At 52.9% G+C, this 21,332-nt stretch carries 13 protein-coding genes; 1 reads left to right on the top strand and 12 read right to left on the bottom strand.

Features of this window, described 5'->3' with window-relative positions; genetic code table 11:
* Nucleotides 1-92: 92 nt before the first annotated feature.
* From A3193_RS09350 to A3193_RS09380, 7 genes are all read right to left on the bottom strand, one after another.
* Nucleotides 93-578 (bottom strand): GNAT family N-acetyltransferase, encoded by a 486-nt coding sequence (locus A3193_RS09350; RefSeq protein WP_069014588.1) that lies wholly within the window; start codon nucleotides 576-578, stop codon nucleotides 93-95.
* Between the two features lie 127 nt (nucleotides 579-705).
* Nucleotides 706-948 (bottom strand): hypothetical protein, encoded by a 243-nt coding sequence (locus tag A3193_RS09355; protein WP_069014589.1) that lies wholly within the window; start codon nucleotides 946-948, stop codon nucleotides 706-708.
* A 39-nt stretch (nucleotides 949-987) separates the two neighbouring features.
* Nucleotides 988-2,814, bottom strand: a complete 1,827-nt coding sequence (locus A3193_RS09360) for a UvrD-helicase domain-containing protein (protein WP_235614938.1) — start codon at nucleotides 2,812-2,814, stop codon at nucleotides 988-990.
* Between the two features lie 16 nt (nucleotides 2,815-2,830).
* Nucleotides 2,831-4,906, bottom strand: a complete 2,076-nt coding sequence (locus tag A3193_RS09365) for an AAA family ATPase (protein ID WP_069014591.1) — start codon at nucleotides 4,904-4,906, stop codon at nucleotides 2,831-2,833.
* 59 nt (nucleotides 4,907-4,965) lie between these two features.
* The gene (locus A3193_RS09370; RefSeq protein ID WP_069014592.1) at nucleotides 4,966-5,754 is read right to left on the bottom strand and encodes a hypothetical protein; all 789 of its coding nucleotides are present in this window, start codon (nucleotides 5,752-5,754) and stop codon (nucleotides 4,966-4,968) included.
* Between the two features lie 432 nt (nucleotides 5,755-6,186).
* Nucleotides 6,187-7,602, bottom strand: coding sequence for a cation:proton antiporter (locus A3193_RS09375; RefSeq protein ID WP_083218487.1), 1,416 nt, complete (start codon nucleotides 7,600-7,602; stop codon nucleotides 6,187-6,189).
* Between the two features lie 692 nt (nucleotides 7,603-8,294).
* Nucleotides 8,295-9,755, bottom strand: a complete 1,461-nt coding sequence (locus tag A3193_RS09380; protein ID WP_069006681.1) for a B12-binding domain-containing radical SAM protein — start codon at nucleotides 9,753-9,755, stop codon at nucleotides 8,295-8,297.
* Between the two features lie 189 nt (nucleotides 9,756-9,944).
* Here A3193_RS09380 and A3193_RS20895 point away from each other — a divergent pair, with 189 nt between their 5' ends.
* Nucleotides 9,945-10,073, top strand: a complete 129-nt coding sequence (locus A3193_RS20895) for a hypothetical protein (RefSeq protein ID WP_268803213.1) — start codon at nucleotides 9,945-9,947, stop codon at nucleotides 10,071-10,073.
* Nucleotides 10,074-10,164: 91 nt separating this feature from the next.
* Here A3193_RS20895 and sat read toward each other — a convergent pair whose 3' ends face one another.
* The 5 genes from sat to A3193_RS09405 form a co-directional block, all read right to left on the bottom strand.
* Nucleotides 10,165-11,352 (bottom strand): sulfate adenylyltransferase, encoded by a 1,188-nt coding sequence (gene sat, locus A3193_RS09385; protein WP_069006680.1) that lies wholly within the window; start codon nucleotides 11,350-11,352, stop codon nucleotides 10,165-10,167.
* A gap of 362 nt (nucleotides 11,353-11,714) precedes the next feature.
* A complete protein-coding gene (gene recD, locus A3193_RS09390; protein ID WP_083218646.1) occupies nucleotides 11,715-13,577 on the bottom strand; it encodes an exodeoxyribonuclease V subunit alpha in 1,863 nt (620 codons plus the stop codon).
* Complete coding sequence (gene recB / locus A3193_RS09395; RefSeq protein WP_069014768.1) at nucleotides 13,574-17,119, bottom strand: exodeoxyribonuclease V subunit beta; 3,546 nt, start codon at nucleotides 17,117-17,119, stop codon at nucleotides 13,574-13,576. Before recB ends, recD begins: the two co-directional genes overlap by 4 nt.
* A gap of 17 nt (nucleotides 17,120-17,136) precedes the next feature.
* Nucleotides 17,137-20,307 (bottom strand): exodeoxyribonuclease V subunit gamma, encoded by a 3,171-nt coding sequence (gene recC, locus A3193_RS09400; RefSeq protein WP_069014593.1) that lies wholly within the window; start codon nucleotides 20,305-20,307, stop codon nucleotides 17,137-17,139.
* Nucleotides 20,308-20,374: 67 nt separating this feature from the next.
* Nucleotides 20,375-21,259: an HDOD domain-containing protein gene (locus tag A3193_RS09405; RefSeq protein WP_069006678.1), complete on the bottom strand. Its 885-nt coding sequence runs from the start codon at nucleotides 21,257-21,259 to the stop codon at nucleotides 20,375-20,377.
* Between the last annotated feature and the right edge of the window lie 73 nt (nucleotides 21,260-21,332).

The raw sequence follows: 21,332 nt of genomic DNA on the forward strand, positions 1-21,332 counted from the left end.
TCCAATATGATAATGCATGACATTTTTTAATGTCCGCTTTCGGCCAAAAGCGGACAATTAAATTGTTTTTACTCTGATCCATAATTCAGTGTTTATTTAAATCTGAGAAACAAACCAAGATAATCATCGTGAATAGCACTTTTCCAAGGCTTACCATACAGACAAAAACCTAATTGCTTGAGTATACTGACCATCGCTGGATTTGCCGCGATTTCGGTCGAAGCCATGAGATTACTGCCCCCAAACTCGTCTACTAACATGCGAGCGATATTTTTTGCTAATCCCTTTCCTGTATACTTTGGGTCGGTGTACAGGTAGCCTAGTTCCCATTCGAAATCATTACTTAAGTCAGAAAGTCCAGATTTTTTGTCAGAGAAGTCTGAGTTTGTCTTAACCTTTATTGCACCAATTGAAACTGGTTCTCCACCTATTCTAGCAATACAAATTAATTTGCATCTATCAGCCTTTCTTTGTGGATCACCTTGAACTTTACCTTGTTGTTTTAACATGTCCGCAAAGGCGTTCCGAATATCATCGGTAAGGTTCTCTTTTAATATAATTTCATATTCGATATTCATATCTTCCAAAGTACAAAGTTAAATCATCTAAAGTAAGAACGTTTGCATGATATAGACAACCAGCGGCCAAAAGCGGACATTCAGTGTTTGCTACTTTGGCACAGCGCGTCTTTTATTTAAAACTCTGCTACTTGATTTTCCCGTAGTAATATTTGTTATCTTTATCGTAGATTTCGATTTTGCCATCAGCCTTTAATTTACCGTAGTAGTAATTATTGTTCTCATCATAATATTCGATTTTCCCATTATCTTTAAGCTTTCCGTAGTAATACTTGTTTTGCTCATCATATAATTCGATGTTTCCATTATCTCTTATCTTCCCGTAATAATAACGGTTATTCTCATCATACAGCTCTATCTTTTTTGTCATTTTAACTCCTAGATAATGTAAAATATTTTGAAGCTATCTTTATTCAACTAATACAACTTGCTCCTCTGAAAGTAGTTCGGCACCTATAAGTTCCTCTTTTGCTGTATTTGGATTTGGTGTAAACAATATAATTCTTAGATTTTCTTCTGCTCTTGAGAAACAGACATATGCAAGTTTTCTACTTCGCTTTAGCTGCCCTTCGGTAGCCTCTCCTGATGTCCCTGGCGTGAGCAATTTAGAAAAGCTATATAAATTCCATGCCGCCTCAGTATCATCAAATACAACAACCACATTTGGGTATTCTTCACCTTTAACTCCATGCTGAGTACTAAACGGTGTGTTGTCATTTACAAAATCAACATAATTCGCTAGTTCCAAAGTATCCATTGTGAAAAATGTATCGGCTAACCACCTACCTTTATCCTGGGAGTGCTCATCACGACGGTATTCTTCTTCCATTGGCTCACGGTCTAAATCTTCTAGAACACTTTCTGAGAAGCGGTAAAGCCCGTTGTCCCGAACAAATTGTAAAATAGTACCTAAATTATTTGTATCCCAGATTAGAGTAAGCTGTTCCACGAGTTTCCTTCCAAGCTCTAACATTTCCCCGAGTGATTTTTGTTCGTTTTCGCCTTCTGGGTTAAACGCTGGACTATTCTTAGCTAATAAATTCATTACAGTTCGAATATCGCCATTTCTATAACTTTCTACAAGTGGCCACAGTACTTTCGTAAATGGCTTTAATATTTTGTGATCCCCAGACTCATAATCCTCCTGAGCACGTGAGGAAGCGTATTCTCCAGTAAATAATTTATGTAAGTTCTGAAATCCCAGCCTACGAGCAATCATTTGCCTTACAAGGAAAAGTAGTTTTGTATTTTCATCTTCCTCCCAACCGAAGGAGCGAATAATTTGATCAAATTTTGTTGCTGCCCTATCTAGTTGTTCATCAGAATACCTATTTCTAGGCGCTTCAGGACTTTCTGACTGGACTAGAATCAATTCAACGCTACCTTCAACAGCAGCATTGTCCCCCGATGCTACTTGTTCAACGTCAGTTCTAAAGGAATTTAAAAGTTCTATTACCTGCGTTGCACAACGATAGTTCTCTTGCTTAGTGATAACTGGAGAGCCTTCTGGGGCTGCAAATTCTCCCATACCTCTATCGTAGATTTGTTGCCATGGATCGCCAAAGTAACCCACTACCGGCAGGCCTTCTTCTGAACAAATTGAATTAAACGCATTCACGGTTTCTGCAAATGTATCTTGCGCCTCATCGACAAATATATACGGATATTTCTGACCTAAAACTTTGCGAAGTACCGCATTATCACTTATCATCGATCCGGAAACAGCGACAACATCATCATGACTTAACTTTCCCTCTGAATAATTTGAAAACGTTGAAGTATCGTCATAGAGAAATTTCTCAACTTGGACTAAAGCTTCCAAATCCGCGTTAAGAGACTCAATTTTTTGTCTAGCTGCTTCAGCTCTTTGACTATTGCCTACCGCTTTTTCCGCCTGCTTTTCAAGTTGGGCAGGTATTATCACATCAGTCAATGCTGCTCTAATATCAATAGTAAAACGTTTAATTTCACCCCACAAAAAGCTATGAAGAGTTGAGACAAGGAAAATATCATCCCAACCTAAACGCTCCGAAATAACATCCACTGCTCTATTAGTAAAAGTAATACAAGCAATTTTTTGGTCATTTTGCCGTAAGGTCTTTCCCTTTGATGTTCTAATGTGGTCAAGTGCCATGACCAGAGAAGTTGTTTTGCCTGATCCCGCCCCCGCCACAATAGAGAAGCTTCTTTCTTCCTCTAAACATCTCTTAATTTGTTCGTCAGATTCAGTCGGCACAAACTCTCTTGTATTCCTAGTCGGCATTATACTCCCCCTCCGGAATAGAATTGACACCCAATCTTTTCGCCAACCACGTTAAGCCATCTGATATGTACGAAGGAACTTTCCAATCTACTTCTGAAGCCGCCATTTCGAGCGCGAAGTCTGTCTTTTTAAAACTATCTGACTTCACCCTTTCAAACACTGTTTGTTTCACCTCAGCCGGGTCATCTGTCAATTCCTTTCCGCACGAAAGTTTGCCATCCTTGAAGAGATCAATGTTTTCATAGATGAAAGCTTCTTCAAAAGTCCTCCCGTACATTTTCACATCGTCCCCAAAAGTAGGGGTATCGGTAGGTCTCTGGAATCCTATATAGCCTGAATTATCCTCGACTGCGACTTGGTCACTTGATAGTGCGCTGAGTTCTGCTATGCAGTCTTTCCCAAGATAAAATTTTATGGAAGAGTTAGATGTTACAGCTCCATCTAGATCAGCCTGACAGACTTTTCTATTATTGTTTGGGTCGACTGAATCTATATCAGTAATAACTAAATAAGGAACCCCCAAAAACTCAAGAAGCCCAGCAAAGCGACTGGCATATGCTCCACCGACCTCCAATACAGATAGGAACGTACTCTTTAAGTCTTCTGCAGCCTTTTCGATCATTTTTGGTAAAAGTAATTTTTCAGCAGCTCCTTCAACTAAAATAACCCCATCTGAAAAGAACAAATCGCAATGCGTTAAGCGCATGTACTTTGTTAAGAAATCAAGGACCTCTTTTTCATCTACGTTATTACCAGAGGCAGATTTCCTGTCAGGCTTGAATAACATCATACTTAGCACTTTTGATGCATTTAAAACCCCCGGATCGTCTTGATCTTCTCCATCTAGGTAGCATCTCTTAAAATATCTAACCTTGCTAATATCAACAGCGTCGAGGATGTGTGAAGAATGTGTAGTCACCCCAATTTGCGGGATGTTGTGCTGTTCATTCTCTTGCTTAGCCACATCGCCGATAATGTTCCAAATATTGGTTATAAATGTTTGTTGGACAGATGAATGTAAATGAACTTCAGGCTCTTCAATAAATATTAGCTGGCAGAGCGGTCTTTTTGATTCTGTAGAAATCCATTGCAAGTAATAGTGACTTACGTGAATAGCTATATATACGAGGTTTTTGAAGCCGAGCCCATTATAAGCCTCTGGAAGTTCGTGACTGTGATTTGAATCCACGTAAAGCAACGAGGTATTTCCCTTTAGAGCAACCTCTGGACTAAGCGATGATACTATTTTCAGCTCTCTATCATTAACAGAGGGTACGCCTAAGCTCTTTAGAATGCCCATTAGCCCATCAAAGCATTTTTCGTAGTGCTCATTTAGATTTTCGTTGTTCTGATCAATTACTCGGTTTGCTTCTTCGTTAACTTCTGCCTGATCTAAGTTCATTTTATAGTAGGTAGCAAAAGCTTGAGATAAGCGAGTGCTACGTGAAGCTTCGTGATCGTCAATATTTCTTTGCGCATCAACAAAATCGATCCTCAATATAGAAGATAATGTCTTTTTGGCTTCATCGGCCTCCATATGATGAACATTTAGATCGTCCCCATCTTTTTCTAGCGTAAAATATTGCGTGGTATAATGGCGTGTGAGATTAGAAGGTAATGATAGGTACTGAGATAGGCTCTTCGCGCGGCTTCCACCCTCAAGCTCAGGGAAAGCTGAGGAGTATTCCTCCATTAATTTGTCAGCATCTGAAATTGTATACTGAATCCTTACTCCAACCTCTTCGATAGTGGCTGAGATATTGGGCAAAAGTGACCATACTCGACCAAACTCAATGTCAGGATCAATAGCCAACCATAAATCCATTTCTAAAGTTGGTAACTCAATCTCTTCACCTCTGCCGTATTTATCAAAATCTGAAATTTTTGAAACTGAAAAATCGTGAATTTTAAAATCAAGGGTTTTTAGAAAGAGTTTGAATGCAGAAGTTGCGGAGGTTTTACCGCTATTATTCGGACCAACGAAGACGGTTTCCTTCTGGCCGAAGTCTATCTCTACTTCCTCTAAACGACGGAAGTTTTTGAGTTTAACTCTCTTAATTTTCATTCTTTATTCCCTAAACGTCCGCTTTGGGTCGCTTGCGGACAATTTCATTACTCGTCTTGTCATAAGCTTCGCGGCACATAAGCCACCTCCTTTAACTCAGCAATCACATTGCTACGATCAAGTTCATCCAATGCCCTCTTGAGATACCCTTTCACATTCACATCACAGTGAGGAAAAGCAATTTCCGGCTCTAACCCTTTAAGTTGCAGAAAGATTGCCAGTGCATAGCTGTGCTCGGCCTCCGTATGATACCCACCACCTGATGTTTGCCAGCCAACTGCATCCACGCTTGAGTGTTGCCGGAAATTAAAAGCGGCGTTTGCCTGGAAAATACCGAACCCCAGAAAGGTAGCGCCAATATCTGTTGCAAACTCCCAGTTTTCCCATCCGCCGGGAGGTGGTTCCGGTGCTGTGCCGGTGAGATAGTGGGACAACTCATGAGCGAAGGTCGCCACCATTTGGGTTGGATCATCGGTGAGTTTTGGATTGTAGGTGATCGTGGCTTGGTTATTCTCATCTACCGAGAAGGTGCCGAGGGGGCTTTGCTCAACGTTTTGCACGGTTAAAGTCGGGGCAACCCGTAGATTGGGATCTTCCTCCTGAACCTGGAGGGTTACCGGCCAGTTCTCCATTCCGGCGTATTTCATCACTTGTTTTAACGTGGTCTGGGCAGCGGATTCATTTGAGTCGACGATGGAAGGAAAATAGTCACCTGTGGGGAGAACGAGTTGGGCTTCTTTATAGAAATCGTCCCCTCCGAAATGGGTCAGCAGCCATCTGTAACACTCGATTTGAAACCGAGTGTCTTGTTCGGTGAGTAACGGCTTTTTACGAAAGGAATTCCACACGGTTAAAGTCCTTTTTACTCATGACTGTTGTTTTCCCGAGTTCCCCGCCCTGTTGGATATTTATTATGGATGCTCTATATAACACCCAATTTAGGACAATATCAATCACTTAGCTTCCTGCCTTTCTACTCCTCTATTCGCGCGATAAGCCTGGGGCCACTCCCTCTTAATCCCCGTACCGGCACGAGCGAGAAGCGCAGGCAAAAGCCGATCAGCGGGCCTGACTGTTTGAGCGATAGCGAGTTTCAGGCCCGCCGGTTTTTGCCGAGCATCGCAGCGGACCCGAAGGGGCGTGACGGCCGGGCGCCGTTTCTTTTGGTTACTTTTCTTTTGGCGAGAAAAGAAAAGTGACTCGCCCAGGAGGGCGAAACAGGGACTTTCCGACAAGAGGTCAATAACGAGTGGCTACACCATCGAATAGCTAAATTGACTTCAACTCTTATGTGACAATCGATAAGCCAACACAATAGGCGCAGCAAAAGTGGTCACAATCACCATAATGATCACCGTCGCAAACAGATCCGCAGACAAGACACCCAGACTCAAACCTACATTCGCAAATACAATACCGACTTCACCACGAGGCACCATCGCCCAACCGACGGTATTTTTGTCCACACCCGGCCCTGCTGCCCAACCGGAGACATACTTGCCTACGATCGCCGCAACGGATACAGCCAGTGCAATACTCAGTATGGTCGGATTCGCCACCAGTGACGCCAGATCGACCTGCATGCCCGTGTAGAAGAAGAACACCGGCACGATAAAGATCACAAAACCATGTATAAGGTCTTCAATGTGCTTGTCGCTGTGTTTGTTGATGGTGGCTTCCAGAATGCGGCGCGATTCCTTCTCACACTTGGTGTCGTTATGAAACAGCCGCTCACGCAACTCCATGATCGCTTCCGGCTCTTTAAAGTAGCGGAAGTGAACCGGATCGAGGGCCAGCCCAACCGCGTAGGCGCCTACGATCATCTCAAGGCCGACCGAGTAGGCAAGCACCGCAAAGACGATGCCTATGCCCATGACGAAGGCCGCCTTCATCTCCAGGCTGTCCTCCAGCCGGCTCACCCAGTAGCTGAGGCCCGGCGCGATGCTCTGACCGAACAGTATGGCCACAGCGAACAACAGGATCGCTTTGGCGATGATGACAAACATGCTACCGATACCAACCGCTTCGGCGTCACCGCTGGTGGCGGCCAGTGATGATACGAAAGCGAGGATCACAAGACCCAGTACATCGTCGATGACGGCTGCGGAGCGCACCATGATTGACTCCGTGGAGTCCTTCTGCCCCAGGTCCTCAAACGTTCGTGTGGTGATGGCGATGGAGGTGGCGGAGAGTGCCGCACCGAAGAACAGGTAGACCACATCGGACTGCCCCGGCATCAGTACCGCCAGGGTGACGTAGCCAAGCACCATCGGTGCAACCACCCCGACGATGGCAACCGCCAGGGAGCGGAGCCCGACGCTCATGATGTCTTTAATGTTCGATTCGAGGCCGATCTTGAACAGCAACAGGACGACGGCGTATTCAGCAATGATGCGGATGAATTCGGTGGTCTTGATCGGTTCCAGCCAGTCGAGACCGGTCATCAGCGCGAAGTTGCCGGCAACGATGCCGGCGGTTATGCAGCCCAGAACTGCTGGAATATTGATCAGCTTGAACAGACTGGCGAAGGCCCGGGCAAGTACCATAGCCACGGCAAACCAGATGAAGGATTGCAGGATGACTTCGTGAGGCCCACCTCCATGTTCGGCACTGTGCTCTCCCTGATTGAGCCATAAGAGTACAACCACAGACACCGTGAGAAGCAGTATCTGGAACGAGCGTTTAGAGAGAGGCATGCAAAGCTCCTTTCCAGCCACAGAGTTGCTTTTTACCTTAGCATGACAACCCGCCACAAACTACGGATTTCAATGGTGTGAACGGTGTGTGACTGTTTGTAATACTATCGGTCCGGAGCTCCAAGACTTGATCAAGTCTGAGAGATAAATTCCAGCCAACCTCCGCCAGGCCCTTCACACAGTTAGCAGGAAAGCCGCCCCCTCTCAATCTGCCCCTGGATCCTGGGTAGTGTCCACTACGGTCCGGAATAAATACGTTTCATCTGGCTGAAAGCTATGCAGCACTTGATTTTGAAGGGTACAAGCCATGGCAGGGACTGACAATCAGAGATTCTTAATCTGCACAAGGCCACATTTAACAGACCTGAATGGTGGTTACTCAAACCCTGTTTGGTGGGGCATGGCCCCACCCTACACCCTGAAGTTAATGGTGGTTCCTCAAACCCTATTGGTGGGGCATGGCCCCACCCTACACCCTGGAAGTAATGGTAGGGTGGGGCCATGCCCCACCAATTACGCTTTGAATAAACACGGATACACTGATTTTTCCGGACAGCAGTGGCTAACAACAATCACTCTATCCGGGGCTGTGTGGAATCCATCACCCAAGTGATTGGCGGCTAAATAAACGACAGAAAAGATCTTTTCGATAAGTAAGGTATTGATCAGGAGTCGATGTTCGACAGAGAACTTCAACGTTCGTTTTCGAGGGCCGGTTTGCGGATCAGATTGGTGACTTTGTATTTAGCAAAATGGGCACCGAACTTGATCAAACGGACCATGTGCTGCGGATAGAGCAGTGACAGCCAGGTGTAGTGCCAGCTGATCGAGGGTCGCCGGTAGAAGGAGACCAGCATCTCCCGATAGTGTTTGTCCAGCTCATCGATGCTGATCCCTTCCGGGGACCAGAGGAAGTTCATGCCGTTCATCTTCTCCCAGTGGTCGTCACGGATGTTCGAACCATAGAGGTCGTAGTAGATGGGCGAGCCCGGATAGGGGGTGAACTTGGTCAGGTTCATGATGGTCATGGGGATGTTGCGCACGAACTGCTTGGTCTCTTCGATGGAGTCCACCGTCTCACCCGGGTAACCGAGCATGAACAGTCCCTTGGTGCGGATGCCTGCGGCGGCGGTCATCTTTACCGCCCGCTCAGAATCCTTGACCTTGGCGGACTTGACCATCTTCTCCAGCATCTCCTGGGAACCGCTCTCCAGGCCGAAGCTGATCTCCCAGCAGCCTGCCTGTTTCATCAGCGCCAGCACATCCTCGTGGACCGTATCGACCCGGGAGGTGCAGGACCAGGTCATGTTGAGCCCCTCTTCGATGAGGATTTTGCAGAACTCCGAGGCCCGCTTGCGGCTCGCCAGGAACAGGTCGTCGACGAACATCACATGACGGATGCCGTAGGTCTGCTTGAGATGTCGCATCATCTCAACCACCTTGGCCGGTGAGTAGTAACGGACCCGGTCGCCGAAGGTCGAGGTGTCGCAGAACTTACAGTGGAATGGACAGCCGCGGGAGGCGGCGATTGTGGCCACCGGTCCCCGGGGATAGTCGTAGATGGCCGGCTTATAGGCCTGGGGGAAATCTGGCAGCAGATCCCAGGCCGGCATCGGCAGGTAATCCAGATCCCGGTTGATCGCCCGGCCCTGGGTCTGGTTGATGAAGGGGCCGTCCCGATAGATCAGTTCGGGCACCTCGGTGAGTTTGCCCTCCCCTTCGATGGCCCGCAGCAGGTCCATCAGGGTCTTCTCCCCTTCACCGGTAACCGCATAATCGAACTGGCTGAACCGCTCCATGGTCTCCCGCCCCATGGAGGAGACGTGGGGACCACCGATGACGATCACCGTCTCCGGCAGCTTCTGCTTGATCGATTTGGCGATCTCTGCGGTGTTCCAGACACCGACGGTGAACAGGGTGATGCCCACGTAGGCGGGCGCGCTCTCCACCACCCGCTCCACCACCCCCTCGATGGTGAGGTTCATGATGTTGCTTTCGATGATCTCCGGCTCGTAACCGTGCTCTCTCACCTCGGCCGCCAGATACATCAACCCCAACGAGGGGGAGTTGTTGGTGATCTCCTTGACGAACTCATACCCCTTGGCGATGGAGTCATAGGGGGGGTTGATGAAGGTGATTTTGCGATTTGACATGTTCAGAGTTGGAATTCGCCGGGCGTCAGTGCCTTAACAGTGACTAGTTTACCTTAAATATCGGTAATACTGAGGTCATTAACACATCAAAATATCGTGTGATTCCCCTCGAACAGCCGCCAGCTGACTTGACGAATGGCGTAATTCACACTATATTAGTAATTAATAATATTCTTTTTGGTGTTTATCATGAATGATATGTTGCTGTTTAGCTGTGCCGAGCTGAGGGAGCTGGCGGAAACCAATCCCGATGAAATTGAAGTGATCGTTGAGATGATGATCGAAGCGGAAGCCGACCTCTGCCGGGAGAACAGTTGATCTGAAGATTTTTAAAGCGTCTCCATAATAAGCTTGCAACAAAAAAAATGCCCGCATAAAGCGGGCAATTTTTTTCTTATGGAGTCAATTTTTATTTTATTGACTGGTAGTAGTCCATCAGGATCTGAGCCACCTCGGGACGGGAGAACTCTTTGGGAGGCGCAATGCCCTGTCCCAGCATCTCACGCACCTTGGTGCCGGACAGCAGTACGAAATCCTCTTTGCTGTGATCCGGTGCTTCACACATCATCACAACCTTGTTGAGTTTCTTAGAGTAAGCGGTGTGGTCGGCCTTGAAGATCTCGATCTCCATGGCACCGGCCGGCACTTCGTTCTCAAAGATGGTCTGTGCATCGAAGGCACCGTAGTAGTCACCCACACCGGCGTGATCACGACCGATAATGAAATGGGTGGCGCCCATGTTCTGACGGAAGTAGGCGTGCAGAACCGCTTCTCTGGGGCCGGCATAGAGCATGTCGAAACCGTAACCGGTCACCATCGCGCTGTTCGGCGGGAAGTAGAGCTCGACCATCTTGCGGATGGCGGCATCACGTACTGGTGCAGGAATATCACCCTTCTTCAGCTTACCCAGCAGCATGTGGATCACCAGGCCGTCACAGCCGAGACGATCCATGGCGATGTGGCACAGCTCTTCGTGGGCCAGATGCATGGGGTTACGGGTCTGGAAGGCGACGATCTTGCTCCAACCGCGCTCCTGGATCTCGTTGCGGATCTCTACCGCGGTGCGGAAGGTATCCGGGAAATCAGCCTGGAAGTAGGAGAAATTCAGTACCTGGATCGGACCGGACAGGGCGATGCGGCCCTGGCTGTTGAACGCCGCCACACCGGGATGCTCGGCATCGTCAGTACCGTAGACCTTATCGGTCATCACAGCCATCTGCTCATCGCTGACGGTTTCGATGGCTTCGATGTCCATCACGGCCAGTACAGGATTGCCTTCCATGTTCGGATCTCTGAGGGCAATGCGTTTGGCGTCACCGATTGCATCGGTGCTCTCAACCAAACAGAGCACAGGCACTGGGAAGAAGCTGCCATCGGTGAGGGTCATCTTCTCAGCGGCACCCATACCGTCGGCGACCGACATGTAGCCTTTCAGCGGGTTGAAGTAGCCTGCACCCATCATCACCGCATTACCGGCGGCCTGGGAGCTGATCACTACGGAAGGCAGTGATTCAGCCTCATGGGAGAGACTGTGGTGGGTATCCGGGTCATAGACAAACAAAGGTTGTAGTTCTGTTGAACCAACGGGGTTGATCATGACGTTTCTTCTCCTTCGCTTAGATCACTAAATTCTTATGGCCGATTCGCCTCGTCACCGAGGGCAGTTCGGTTCTGCCGATTTTGTCGTCAGTGGATTCGATCGATTGGCCCCTTCATTGATCTGTTTTAATTTCTTGAAAAGAGCCGTAAGCCACTGTTTTTTATTTAATTGTATAAGCAAGTATGCTCACACCAATACACAAACAGCCCATACCCTACCACAACCAGGAGTTATCCAACCCAAGTTATTTTTTATGTGCTCAGCAAAATATCTGCTCGCCCCGTTTAATCGGGCCATTCCCAGGTGTGGTGTTGCGGGTGGATTGGTTGAAAACGGCAGTCTGTCGCCGTAAACCGCGGTTAGGAGAATCGTTGGAGCCGATCACTGAGGCCGCTCTGACGCTGCATGCCTCTGAGTAAGGCGGTTTTGAAAACCGCTTCCGTACCAACCAGACTGAACTGCTGCTTTGCGCGGGTGACGGCGGTATAGACCAGCTCACGGCAGAGCACCGGTGAGTCCTGCTTCGGCAGATGAAACAGCACCCGCTGGAATTCCGATCCCTGACTCTTGTGCACGGTGAGGGCATAGACGGTCTCACAGTGGGGCAAGCGGGAGGGTGAGACCCAGCGAATAGCGCCGTCGGCCCCGTTGAAAGCGACCGACAGCTCACCGGAGCCGTCCGGATGGGCCAGCACGATCCCGGTCTCACCGTTGTAGAGATTGAGCTGATAGTCGTTGCGGGTCAGCATCACCGGTCGCCCCACATACCAGCTTGCCTGTTGGGGAATGGCCCCCTGCGCTCTCAGCCGACCGGTGATACCCTGGTTGAGCTGTATCACACCCGCCGGCCCTTCCCGTAGCGCCGCCAGGATGCGGAAGGCATGCAGCTGTTCGAACAGCGCCTCGACGGAATCACCCCGCTCGATCGCCTGGCCGAGTTGGGCAAAATGGGCCGCACCGAGTGCCAGGGTCTCGGCCTCATCGGCCAACCAGGTCAACTCATCCTGCGCGCTACCACGCTGAATCAGACGGATCGCTTGATCAGCCTCTGCCCGATTGATTGCCGATGCCAGACAACCGATCGGACTCTCGGCACTGAAGCGGTAGCTGTGGTGCAGCAGCGCCACCCGATCCTGCAGCGGATTGTCAGATCGGGGTAACGGTTCAATCGGCTGGCCGGTGATTTGCGCCAGGGTGGCGGCCGATTCAGTACCCGGCCCTTCGCAACCGTTGCAGATATCCCCCAAGACCGCACCCGCCTCAACCGAGGCGAGCTGATCCCGATCCCCCAGCAGGATCAGTCTGGCCTGACTGGTCAGAGCATCCAGCAGCTTGGCCATTAGTGCCACATCCACCATCGAGGCCTCATCCAGAATCAGCACATCCAGTAACAGGGGATTCTCTGCATGGTGTCGAAAACCGGTTCCCTGATTTGTGACACCCAGCAGCCGATGCAGTGTGGAGGCCTGTTCAGGTATCTTTTCCTGCTCCTCTGCCGACAGGGGCAGGCGGAGTTTGGCATCGCGGATCGATTGCTGAAGCCGCGCCGCCGCCATGCCGGTTGGTGCGGCCAGCCCGATGCGCAGCGCACTCCCCCCAGGCTGTTGGCGCAGCAGAGCCAGGATTCGTACCACGGTCGAGGTTTTGCCGGTCCCCGGACCGCCGGAGATCACCGTCAGATTGGCTAACAGGGCATTGGCTGCCGCAACCTGTTGCCAATCGGTATCAAGACCTTCTGGCGGTTGAAACAACTGCTTCAGGCCAGCGCTCAGTGACACCCTGTCGACCCTGGCCCCTGGGTCTGCAGCGCGTTGCAGCAGTGCGCTCGCCAGGCGTTGCTCATAGTCCCAGTATCGATGCAGATAGAGCCTCTGCTGATCGTCGAGCACCAGCGGCTGTCGACTGCCCGGACTACCGACCACACCGCTGTCAAGTAATGCCGAGCGCCACTCATCAAGTGGCGGCGTTCTGAGTGTTGGATCGATCCCGGGCAGCAGTGTCCGCTGCGCATGCTGATCCAAATCGAGACAGAGGTGCCCCTCATCGGTCGCCCGGCAGGTCAGGGCAATAGCCAGAGCCAGCTGCAGCGACGGTTGATCCGCCTCCTGCATCAGAAACATCGCCAGTTGGCAGTCCAGATCCTCCAGCAGATTGTGCTCACGCAGCCGTTTCAGCTGGGCCGCTGTCTGTGCGAACAGGTGACGCTCGGATCCGGTCGTCATGACGGCTCTCCGATCATCTCATCCATGGCGCTGATGAAGTCGACCGGTGGCCGCTCCTGCACGATGCCCATATCCTGCCCCCCTTCTGGACTCATACCACGCAGGAAGAGATAGAAGACACCACCGAACTGTTTTTCATAGTCATAGTCGGGAATTCGCAGCCGCAGATAGCGATGCAGCGCCAGAGTGTAGAGTACATACTGCAGCGGATAGTGGTGTGAGGCCATGGCCTCTGTCAGTGCCTGCTGGTGGTAGGCCGGGTAGTCGGTGCCGAGCCAGTTCGATTTGTAATCGGCCAGAAAGTATTGGCCCTGAGCTTCAAAAATCAGGTCGATATAGCCTTTCAGATAGCCATCCACGCTGTCGCGCCCCAAACCGCCCAGACCGGCAATCAGCCCAGGGGCATGACTGAACCGGGTGCGTTCCGCCAGCTGGCTAATCTGCCGGGTGTTGAAGGCGCTCACCGGAAACTGAAAAGCCATCTCGTTGAGACGCTGGCTCGGCGTTATCTGGCCCAGGTGCAGCCCGCTTTCGGTCAGTGGAGTGGCCAGTAAGCGCTGCATCCATGGCACCACTACCTCACGCCACTGCAGGTCGATGCCGTAGAGCAACAGCTTCTCTTCAACCAGCTGCTCCATCGCACCCCGATCCGTCTGCTGGAAGTCGAGGTTTTCCAGAATCGCATGCAGGCAGCTGCCGGGACCGGCACCTCTGGGGAAACCATGCACATCGAGCCGTGACTCGAACTCCAGGGTGGTGCTGTCGCTCGCCTCGATGCCGTCATGATCCGGCAGATCCTCCGGCAGGCCGGCGATCAGGGATGAGAAACTGGCGACCTGCTGATGTTTGGGCAGCGCTTTGCTGAAGCGTCTGGCCGGAATGAGTTCAGGGGGCAGTGGCAGTGACATCTGCCCTGCCACTTCAAAGCCGGGCATCGGCATGACGGAAACGGTCACTCCCGCCGAGGCCGCCAATACACTCAGCTGGGCGTCATCATCGGCGAGCTGCAGCGCCTTTGCGGTCGACAGCCAATCGCTCAACTGATGTGGCGGTTGTGCACTGCCTCGGCTGTGCAGCAGCCAGCACAGCGCCCCATGACGATTCTGTTTGGTCAAACCCCAGGGGAGATAACAGCGGTAGCGGGATCGGGTCAGTGCCACGTAGGCCAGCCGGATGTTCTCTGCCAGATTCTCCTGCTGGCGATAGGCCCGGTTCTGCTCCATTGCCATTGAACCCAGCTCAAGCACCGCCGCATCGTCATCGAGCGGGTCGTGGAACAGAAACGGCCAGTCACTGCGCTTTTCCTGTGATTCGTCCCACAGATAGGGGCAGAAGACGATGCCGTACTCCAGCCCTTTACTGTGATGCAGGGTATCGATTTTCACCAGATCCCCATCGCTCTCCAGGCGCAGCAGGCGCTCCTCATCCTGGGAGCTGGATTGGCGCTGCTGTGCGAACCACTTCAGCAGCCCCTCCATGCCGGGGCGTTGGCTGTTCTCATGCTGTTGCAGCAGCTCCAGCAGATGGTAGAGATTGGTCAGCCGGCGCTCGCCATCGTGATACTCGAGCATCCGGCTCTCCATGCTGAACTCGGTCATCAGCCCGCGGATCATGACCATGAAGCCACTGCTGCGCCAGACCTGATGGTGGTCGAAGAAGTGCCGGGTGATCTGACTCTGTAACGATTCATCCTCATTCAGGCGATCGATCTCAGCACCGCTCCAGCCAAACAGCGGGGTTGCCAGGGCACCACGCACAACCGCATCCCGATGTGGCTCAAGCAGCGCAATCAAGAGCCGCTCCAGCGCCTCGGCCTCGGCGCTCCAATAGACACTCTGTTGACTGCTGCGTACGCTGGCGATGCCTTTGGCGGCCAGTGCCACAGCCAGGCAACTTGCTTGCGAGTGGGTACGCACCAGGATGGCGATATCACTGCCGAGCAAACGCCTTGCGCCGATTCTTGCCTGCCTGGAGTCATCCGTTGACAGCAGACTGGCGATCTCTGCCGCGGTGGTTTCCGCCACGGATTGACGCAGTGTCTCAACCGATAAGCCCTCCTCAGCAGGCAAACGCCAGATCTGCAACGCTGCACTCGGCCTGCCCTGCTCGGTCAGCTGATCCCGGGGCCGCTCGGCCGCATCGGTGGGTTGAAAGCCAATTCGGTGGTCGTAGAAAGGACGGGGAGAAAAACTGAACAGGGTGTTGATCGCCTGCACCATATCGGGGGTGGAGCGCCAGTTGGTATCCAGGGTATGGCGTCGCCCCCCGGCACCCTCCCTGGCTTGCAGATAAGTGTAGATATCGGCGCCGCGAAAACTGTAGATCGCCTGTTTGGGATCGCCGACCAGAATCAGGGGCTGTTCCGATTCTGCATAGATCCGATGCAGGATCTCATACTGAATCGGATCGGTATCCTGAAACTCATCCACCAGAGCGACCTGATAGCGGCTGCGCAGCAGACCGCACAGCTGCCCGGAGTGATCCTTTTGCAGCGCCTCATGAAGCTGCAGCAGCAGATCGTCATAGGACCACTCCCCCGCCTCCACTTGACGACGGGGCAACTCCTGCTGCAGGTAGTCGTAGAGGCGGGCCTGCCAGGCCACCTTGGCCTGATGGAAGGCGGCCACACACTGCTCAGAGAGGGGCAGATAGTCCGACAGGGCATTGAAAAACCGATTTTCCGGCGCTGTTTTGCCCTTCTTCACCGCCTGAGCGATCACCTCCGGGGTAAATCGGATCACCTTGTCGAAGGGGGCCTCATAGAGATTGCCGTTGAGCCACAGATCCATCCGTGCACACCAGCCCGCCAGCCAATCGGCGCGATAGCCTTTGAGCAGCTGCTTGTCACTCAACAGTTTCTCCACCTGCTCCCTTTCGGCATACCAGCAGGTGCGCAACTGTTGCAATGCCTGCTCGGCCTGTTGCTCCAAGCTGGCCAGATTGTCAGGCCATGCCGCACCACTCACCCGGAGATAGGGCTTGCCCAGCGCCGGTTTGAGTCTTGCGAGCAGTTGATCGGGGGTGGCGATCCACCCCTGCAGGGCGCTGAAGAAGTGTCCTGGCAGACTGGACATCTCAAGACGCCAGAAATCATCCGTGATCTGTTGCAGCCGTTCCGCCTGATCGGGGACCAGCGCGGTGGTGAAGGATTGTCCGCTTTCGAAGGCGAATTCGGTCAGCACCCGTTGGCAGAACCCGTGGATGGTGAAAATCGCAGCCCGGTCGAAACTGGCCAGGGCCAGATCGAGCTGGCGTAGCGCCAGGGATCTGTCTGCCACTTTTTCATCGATCGCCTGTAACAGCGGATCCGGAGTATCGGTCGCCTGAAACCACTGCCTGGCTTCGACAATCCGTTGACGTATCCGGGTTTTCAGCTCAGCGGTTGCCGCCTTGGTATAGGTCATCACAAGGATCGACTGGGGCATCAATCCCTGCTCCAGCAGCAGCCGCAGATAGAGACTGGAGAGGGTGTGGGTCTTGCCGGTACCCGCGCTGGCCTCAATCAGGTTGATCCCCTGCAGAGATAAACGCTCGATCCTCATGCCCGAATCTGCCGCCACTACTGCCACTCCAGATGCTGCATCAGAGGTTGCAGCAGTGTCAGGCTGGTCTCTGCGAAAGCCTGTTGATTCAGGGCGTGGCCCTGATAGAGCAGTTGATTGTAGGGTTTACTCGCGTCACCAATATGGTGGCTGCTGCCGAACCACTTTCTCTCCGCCTCCTTTTGCGCCTTCTCCGGGTCTCCCTGCAGATAGCGTTCAACAAACTGCCAGGAGGTGCCCGGATAGAATGGCAGGGGGGTCTGCATGCCGGTTTGATAGGCCTGCATCAGCTTCTGCAGATGGGCTTCAGGCTGGTCGACCGGGGTGAAACGGCCATCCCGCTCAGCCTCCAGTAAGCGGGTCTCCAGACGGACCCCCTTGGGGCGCAACTGATTCAGCACCAGATGCCGAATCCACGCTCTGACCAAGTGGTATGGGTAGAGCCCGGCCGTATTGTAGGCCAGCAGTCCAGACTGGTTGACCGTTCGCAGATAACCACTCAGTCGGTTCTGTTCAAAGGGGATCTCCACGGCCAATGGCGCTTCCAGCCTCTCCCCCTGGCAGTCGGCAACCCGGCTGCTCATCGACTGAGCCCTGTCCAGCATCGCTTCGAATGCCAGTCTGCCCGCCTGACCATGTGGTAACAGACCGCGACTGTCAAACAGTTCAAACAGCTGCTCAGCCCGGTGCTCCTGGAGCAGCAGATCCACCATCTGATGTTCCAGGTCACTCTGCTCGAAACGGTCGTAGGCAAACCGCTCCCGCTCCTCCGGCAGCTGTGCAGCCGCCTCCAGATTGATGCCCAGTCGAAGCCGGGCAAACTGTCGTTGGGGGTTCTCGAAAAACTGTATCAGCTGATCCAGCTCGATCACCTGCTGAGACTCCGCAGCCGGCAGCGGTTGTTCAACCAGCGGAAGATCGATCGCCCTGCCCCGACCGACCGTCATGGCCGCTTCGCGCATCTCTGTTGAGTAGCTGAACAGATCGCTTCCACTGCGGAAATAGTCCGGTGAGAAGGGTTGCAGCGGGTGTCGGTGGGTAATCCTGGCAAGGCCTCTTTCACCAACCATCTGCTGCAGACAGTCCCGTAACTCTTCGACCACCACAGAGGCCGGCATCGGCATGTTGTCACGCTGACTCTGGCCACAGTAGCTGATGATCAAACGCTGCCGGGCCGACAGCAGGGTTTCGAGAAACAGGTAGCGGTCGTCCACCCGGCGGGATCGATCCCCGTTGCGGAACTCCCGCCGCATCAGATCGAACCCCAACTCCTGTGGCTGACGTGGAAACTGGCCATCGTTCATCCCCAGCAGACAGATCACCCGGAATGGCAGGCTGCGCATCGGCGCCAGTGCGCAGATATTGACACCGCCACCCAGAAAGCCCCGCTCCATCGGCTGCTCAAACAGTTCGCTCAATCGATGTCTGACCAGTGCCAGGGAGAGGCTCACCTGGTCACACGCATCACCGGTCTCCTCCACCAGCTGCTCGATACAGGTGCGTACTCCAATCAGATCCTGCTCAGAGCCGCTCTCAACGGCAAAGAAGCGTTCGATTGTATCGCTCAGTTTTTTCTGCCACTGCTGCGGTGTCGCTGACTCGGCAAAAACCGACTCCAGTTCGAACACCGCCTCGGTGAATGCCAGCAGACCTCCCAACCACTGGCTGTCTGACCCCTCCACCGCGTCCAATGGATAGAGACCATGCCACAGGCTCTCTCCGTGATCGGCCAGGGCATAGCCCAGCATCAGTTGACGCAACCCGGCCCGCCAGGTGTTGCGATCCTCTTCCGGCAGGCCGAAATCCACTTTGTTGGCACCGTCCCGTCCCCAACGGATGGATGCCTGCTGCAACCACTGAATCACCTTTTCCAGACCCGCCTCATCGAGCCCGAAACGCGCTCTGACAGCAGCTTGTTCCAGCAGTGCAAGCAGCTCGGTGACCCCATAGCGGGAACCAGGCAGGGATAACAGACTGATCAGGCCCTCAGCGAGGGGATTACTCCGTTGGATCGAGTGATCGCTGATCCGATAGGGAATTTTCGGACGCTCACCCGGGGCGGCAAAGACCGCTTCCATCAGGGGTGCATAGCGCTCGATATCGGTTGTCATGACCAGGATCTCATCAGGCCGCAGGCCGGGCAGCTCATCCAGCGCCGCCAGCAGCTGATCATAGAGCACCTCAGCCTCGCGCATCGGACTGTGGCAGAGCTGAAAGCTGATGGAGTCGTCCGCTTCAGCGCCAGCCTCTGGTGGTTCGAGATTCAGCATCTGGTTCTGCAATCGATGCAGCAGGCTCCCATCAGGCTGCAACCTGAAGGCCTCCTCGCTGCCCGGATCCATCTCGTTTATCGCGGCGAAAAAGTCCCTCCCCTGGCGCCCCAGGGTGGCCAGCAACGGGTGTCCCAGGTCCAGATAGAGATCCTCGCCCGAAGCCGCCAGGGAGAGTCGGGCCTGCTCCTCCGGGGTGACAATCTCTGCCCAGTGAGCCTGGCACGGATTGAGCAGAAAAAGGTGTACATCGATCCAGTTGGCAAGATAGCGAATGATCTCCAGGTAGCCTGGCGAGAGTGAAGGCACACCGAAGATGCAGATCCTGGGATTGCACGCTTTGAGTGGCTTGGCCTTATCGATCGACTGAAACAGTTGTTGCTGAAAATGGACCCAGTGTCTGCTCTCCTGAGCCACCAGCTTACGCCAGAGATCCGCCTGCCAGTGATCACCGGGCACGGCAGACTCACCGGTCTGCCAGGTATGAATCCAGTCGGGGCGATAGAGCAGATATTGATCAAACAGCCGGGCCAGCTGCTGAGACAACTGAAAGCGGCGCAAATCCCCGCCATCCGAGAGATAATCCCCGATCGCGGCATATTCAGGCTGCCCGCTCAGACTGGCCAGCAGTTGGTGAATACGCCAGGCGAGATGTTTCGGTTGATAGCTGTCCTGATGGGGCACATCGGGCAGCAGCTGTTCAAACAGTTGCCAGAGAAAGTTTGCCGGCAGGGGAAACTCCAGATTGGCGCTGATCCCCAGTTGAGACGCAATCCGCTGTGAGAGCCAACGCCCCATCCCGGGATGCTGGACCACGATCTGTTCGCTCTGCAGTGGGGACAGAGCTGGGCTAGCCAGCACCTCGGCCAGCTGCCGCGCCAGAATTTCGAGTTGGTTGGATTGGTAGAGTCTCAACATGAGACCCTATTCTACCCTGGTTGGGGCTCAAATCCTGAGTCTTATTAAATCCTTGACGAATCCGCGCTCAGCTCTTGGTCAGCTGTGTTTCGCGCATACGCGCTTTCAGCTTCGGCGCCAATACCACATCCATGATCTCCAGCACCTTGTCGGGAACCGCTTCCAGGTAACTGTCAATCGCTTCCGGTTGCAGACCGGTGATCTGCCAAACCCCTTCATCGAGTTGTTCGCAAACCTCTTCATGAGGGTAACCATTAAGATCCGCATCGGCGATCGCAGCCGCAATATGCAGCAAGGAGGTCTCCAGTTGATGGGTCTTGGTGGTTGACGGCTTGTGATGGCAGGCCACCACATCGATGATGCTCTCAGGCAGTTTCCACTTCCTCAACAGAGCCTCGCCCACATCCATATGGGTAAATCCGAGAACCTCCTGTTCAGTATCCGCCAGCAGCCCATACTCACCCCCGGTGATCAGAAGAATGTCCCTGGCCTCCTGGGGTAGCTTGAGATAGATGGCGAGACGACCGATATCGTGCAGAACCCCCATCACGAAGAGCCGCTCACTGTGCAGTACGTTACAGTGACTGGCCAGCTCTCCCGCCACCACGCCGGTGGTGATGGAGTAGCGCCAATACTCCGCCATATCCACCAGATCGGCGGGTATGCCGGTGAATACCCTGGCGGCGGTGGTCGCCATCACCAGGTTGCGCAACTCTTCCGTACCGATCACCGTAATGGCCCGGGAGATGGTCTCCACCGGTGCCTGCATGCCAAAAAAAGCACTGTTTACCACTCTCAGCAGTCGAGCCGAAAGATCCGAATCCTGGGCAATCAGATCACCAAGGGTCAATGCCGAATAGTTCGGTGCATCGATCAAGCGATTCACTTTCACACAGACATCTGGTAAGGAGACCAGCTGATCAAGCTCAATCACAAGTTGTTGCGGAGTCATGCCACGCACCTCATCAGATAATTATCCAGCCAACCACAAAGCAATCAATATGCTGATTTCAAAAGGTTTAATA

The sequence above is a fragment of the Candidatus Thiodiazotropha endoloripes genome (assembly GCF_001708965.1).
Classification (GTDB): Bacteria; Pseudomonadota; Gammaproteobacteria; order Chromatiales; family Chromatiaceae; genus Thiodiazotropha; species Thiodiazotropha endoloripes.

Bases quoted from the DNA above. Each gene is read 5' to 3' on its own strand.
- A3193_RS09350 (WP_069014588.1), bottom strand. From the start codon at position 578: ATGAATATCGAATATGAAATTATATTAAAAGAGAACCTTACCGATGAT.
- A3193_RS09355 (WP_069014589.1), bottom strand. From the start codon at position 948: ATGACAAAAAAGATAGAGCTGTATGATGAGAATAACCGTTATTATTAC.
- A3193_RS09365 (WP_069014591.1), bottom strand. From the start codon at position 4,906: ATGAAAATTAAGAGAGTTAAACTCAAAAACTTCCGTCGTTTAGAGGAA.
- A3193_RS09375 (WP_083218487.1), bottom strand. From the start codon at position 7,602: ATGCCTCTCTCTAAACGCTCGTTCCAGATACTGCTTCTCACGGTGTCT.
- A3193_RS09380 (WP_069006681.1), bottom strand. From the start codon at position 9,755: ATGTCAAATCGCAAAATCACCTTCATCAACCCCCCCTATGACTCCATC.
- A3193_RS20895 (WP_268803213.1), top strand. From the start codon at position 9,945: ATGAATGATATGTTGCTGTTTAGCTGTGCCGAGCTGAGGGAGCTGGCG.
- sat (WP_069006680.1), bottom strand. From the start codon at position 11,352: ATGATCAACCCCGTTGGTTCAACAGAACTACAACCTTTGTTTGTCTAT.
- recD (WP_083218646.1), bottom strand. From the start codon at position 13,577: ATGACGACCGGATCCGAGCGTCACCTGTTCGCACAGACAGCGGCCCAG.
- recB (WP_069014768.1), bottom strand. From the start codon at position 17,119: ATGAGGATCGAGCGTTTATCTCTGCAGGGGATCAACCTGATTGAGGCC.
- recC (WP_069014593.1), bottom strand. From the start codon at position 20,307: ATGTTGAGACTCTACCAATCCAACCAACTCGAAATTCTGGCGCGGCAG.
- A3193_RS09405 (WP_069006678.1), bottom strand. From the start codon at position 21,259: ATGACTCCGCAACAACTTGTGATTGAGCTTGATCAGCTGGTCTCCTTA.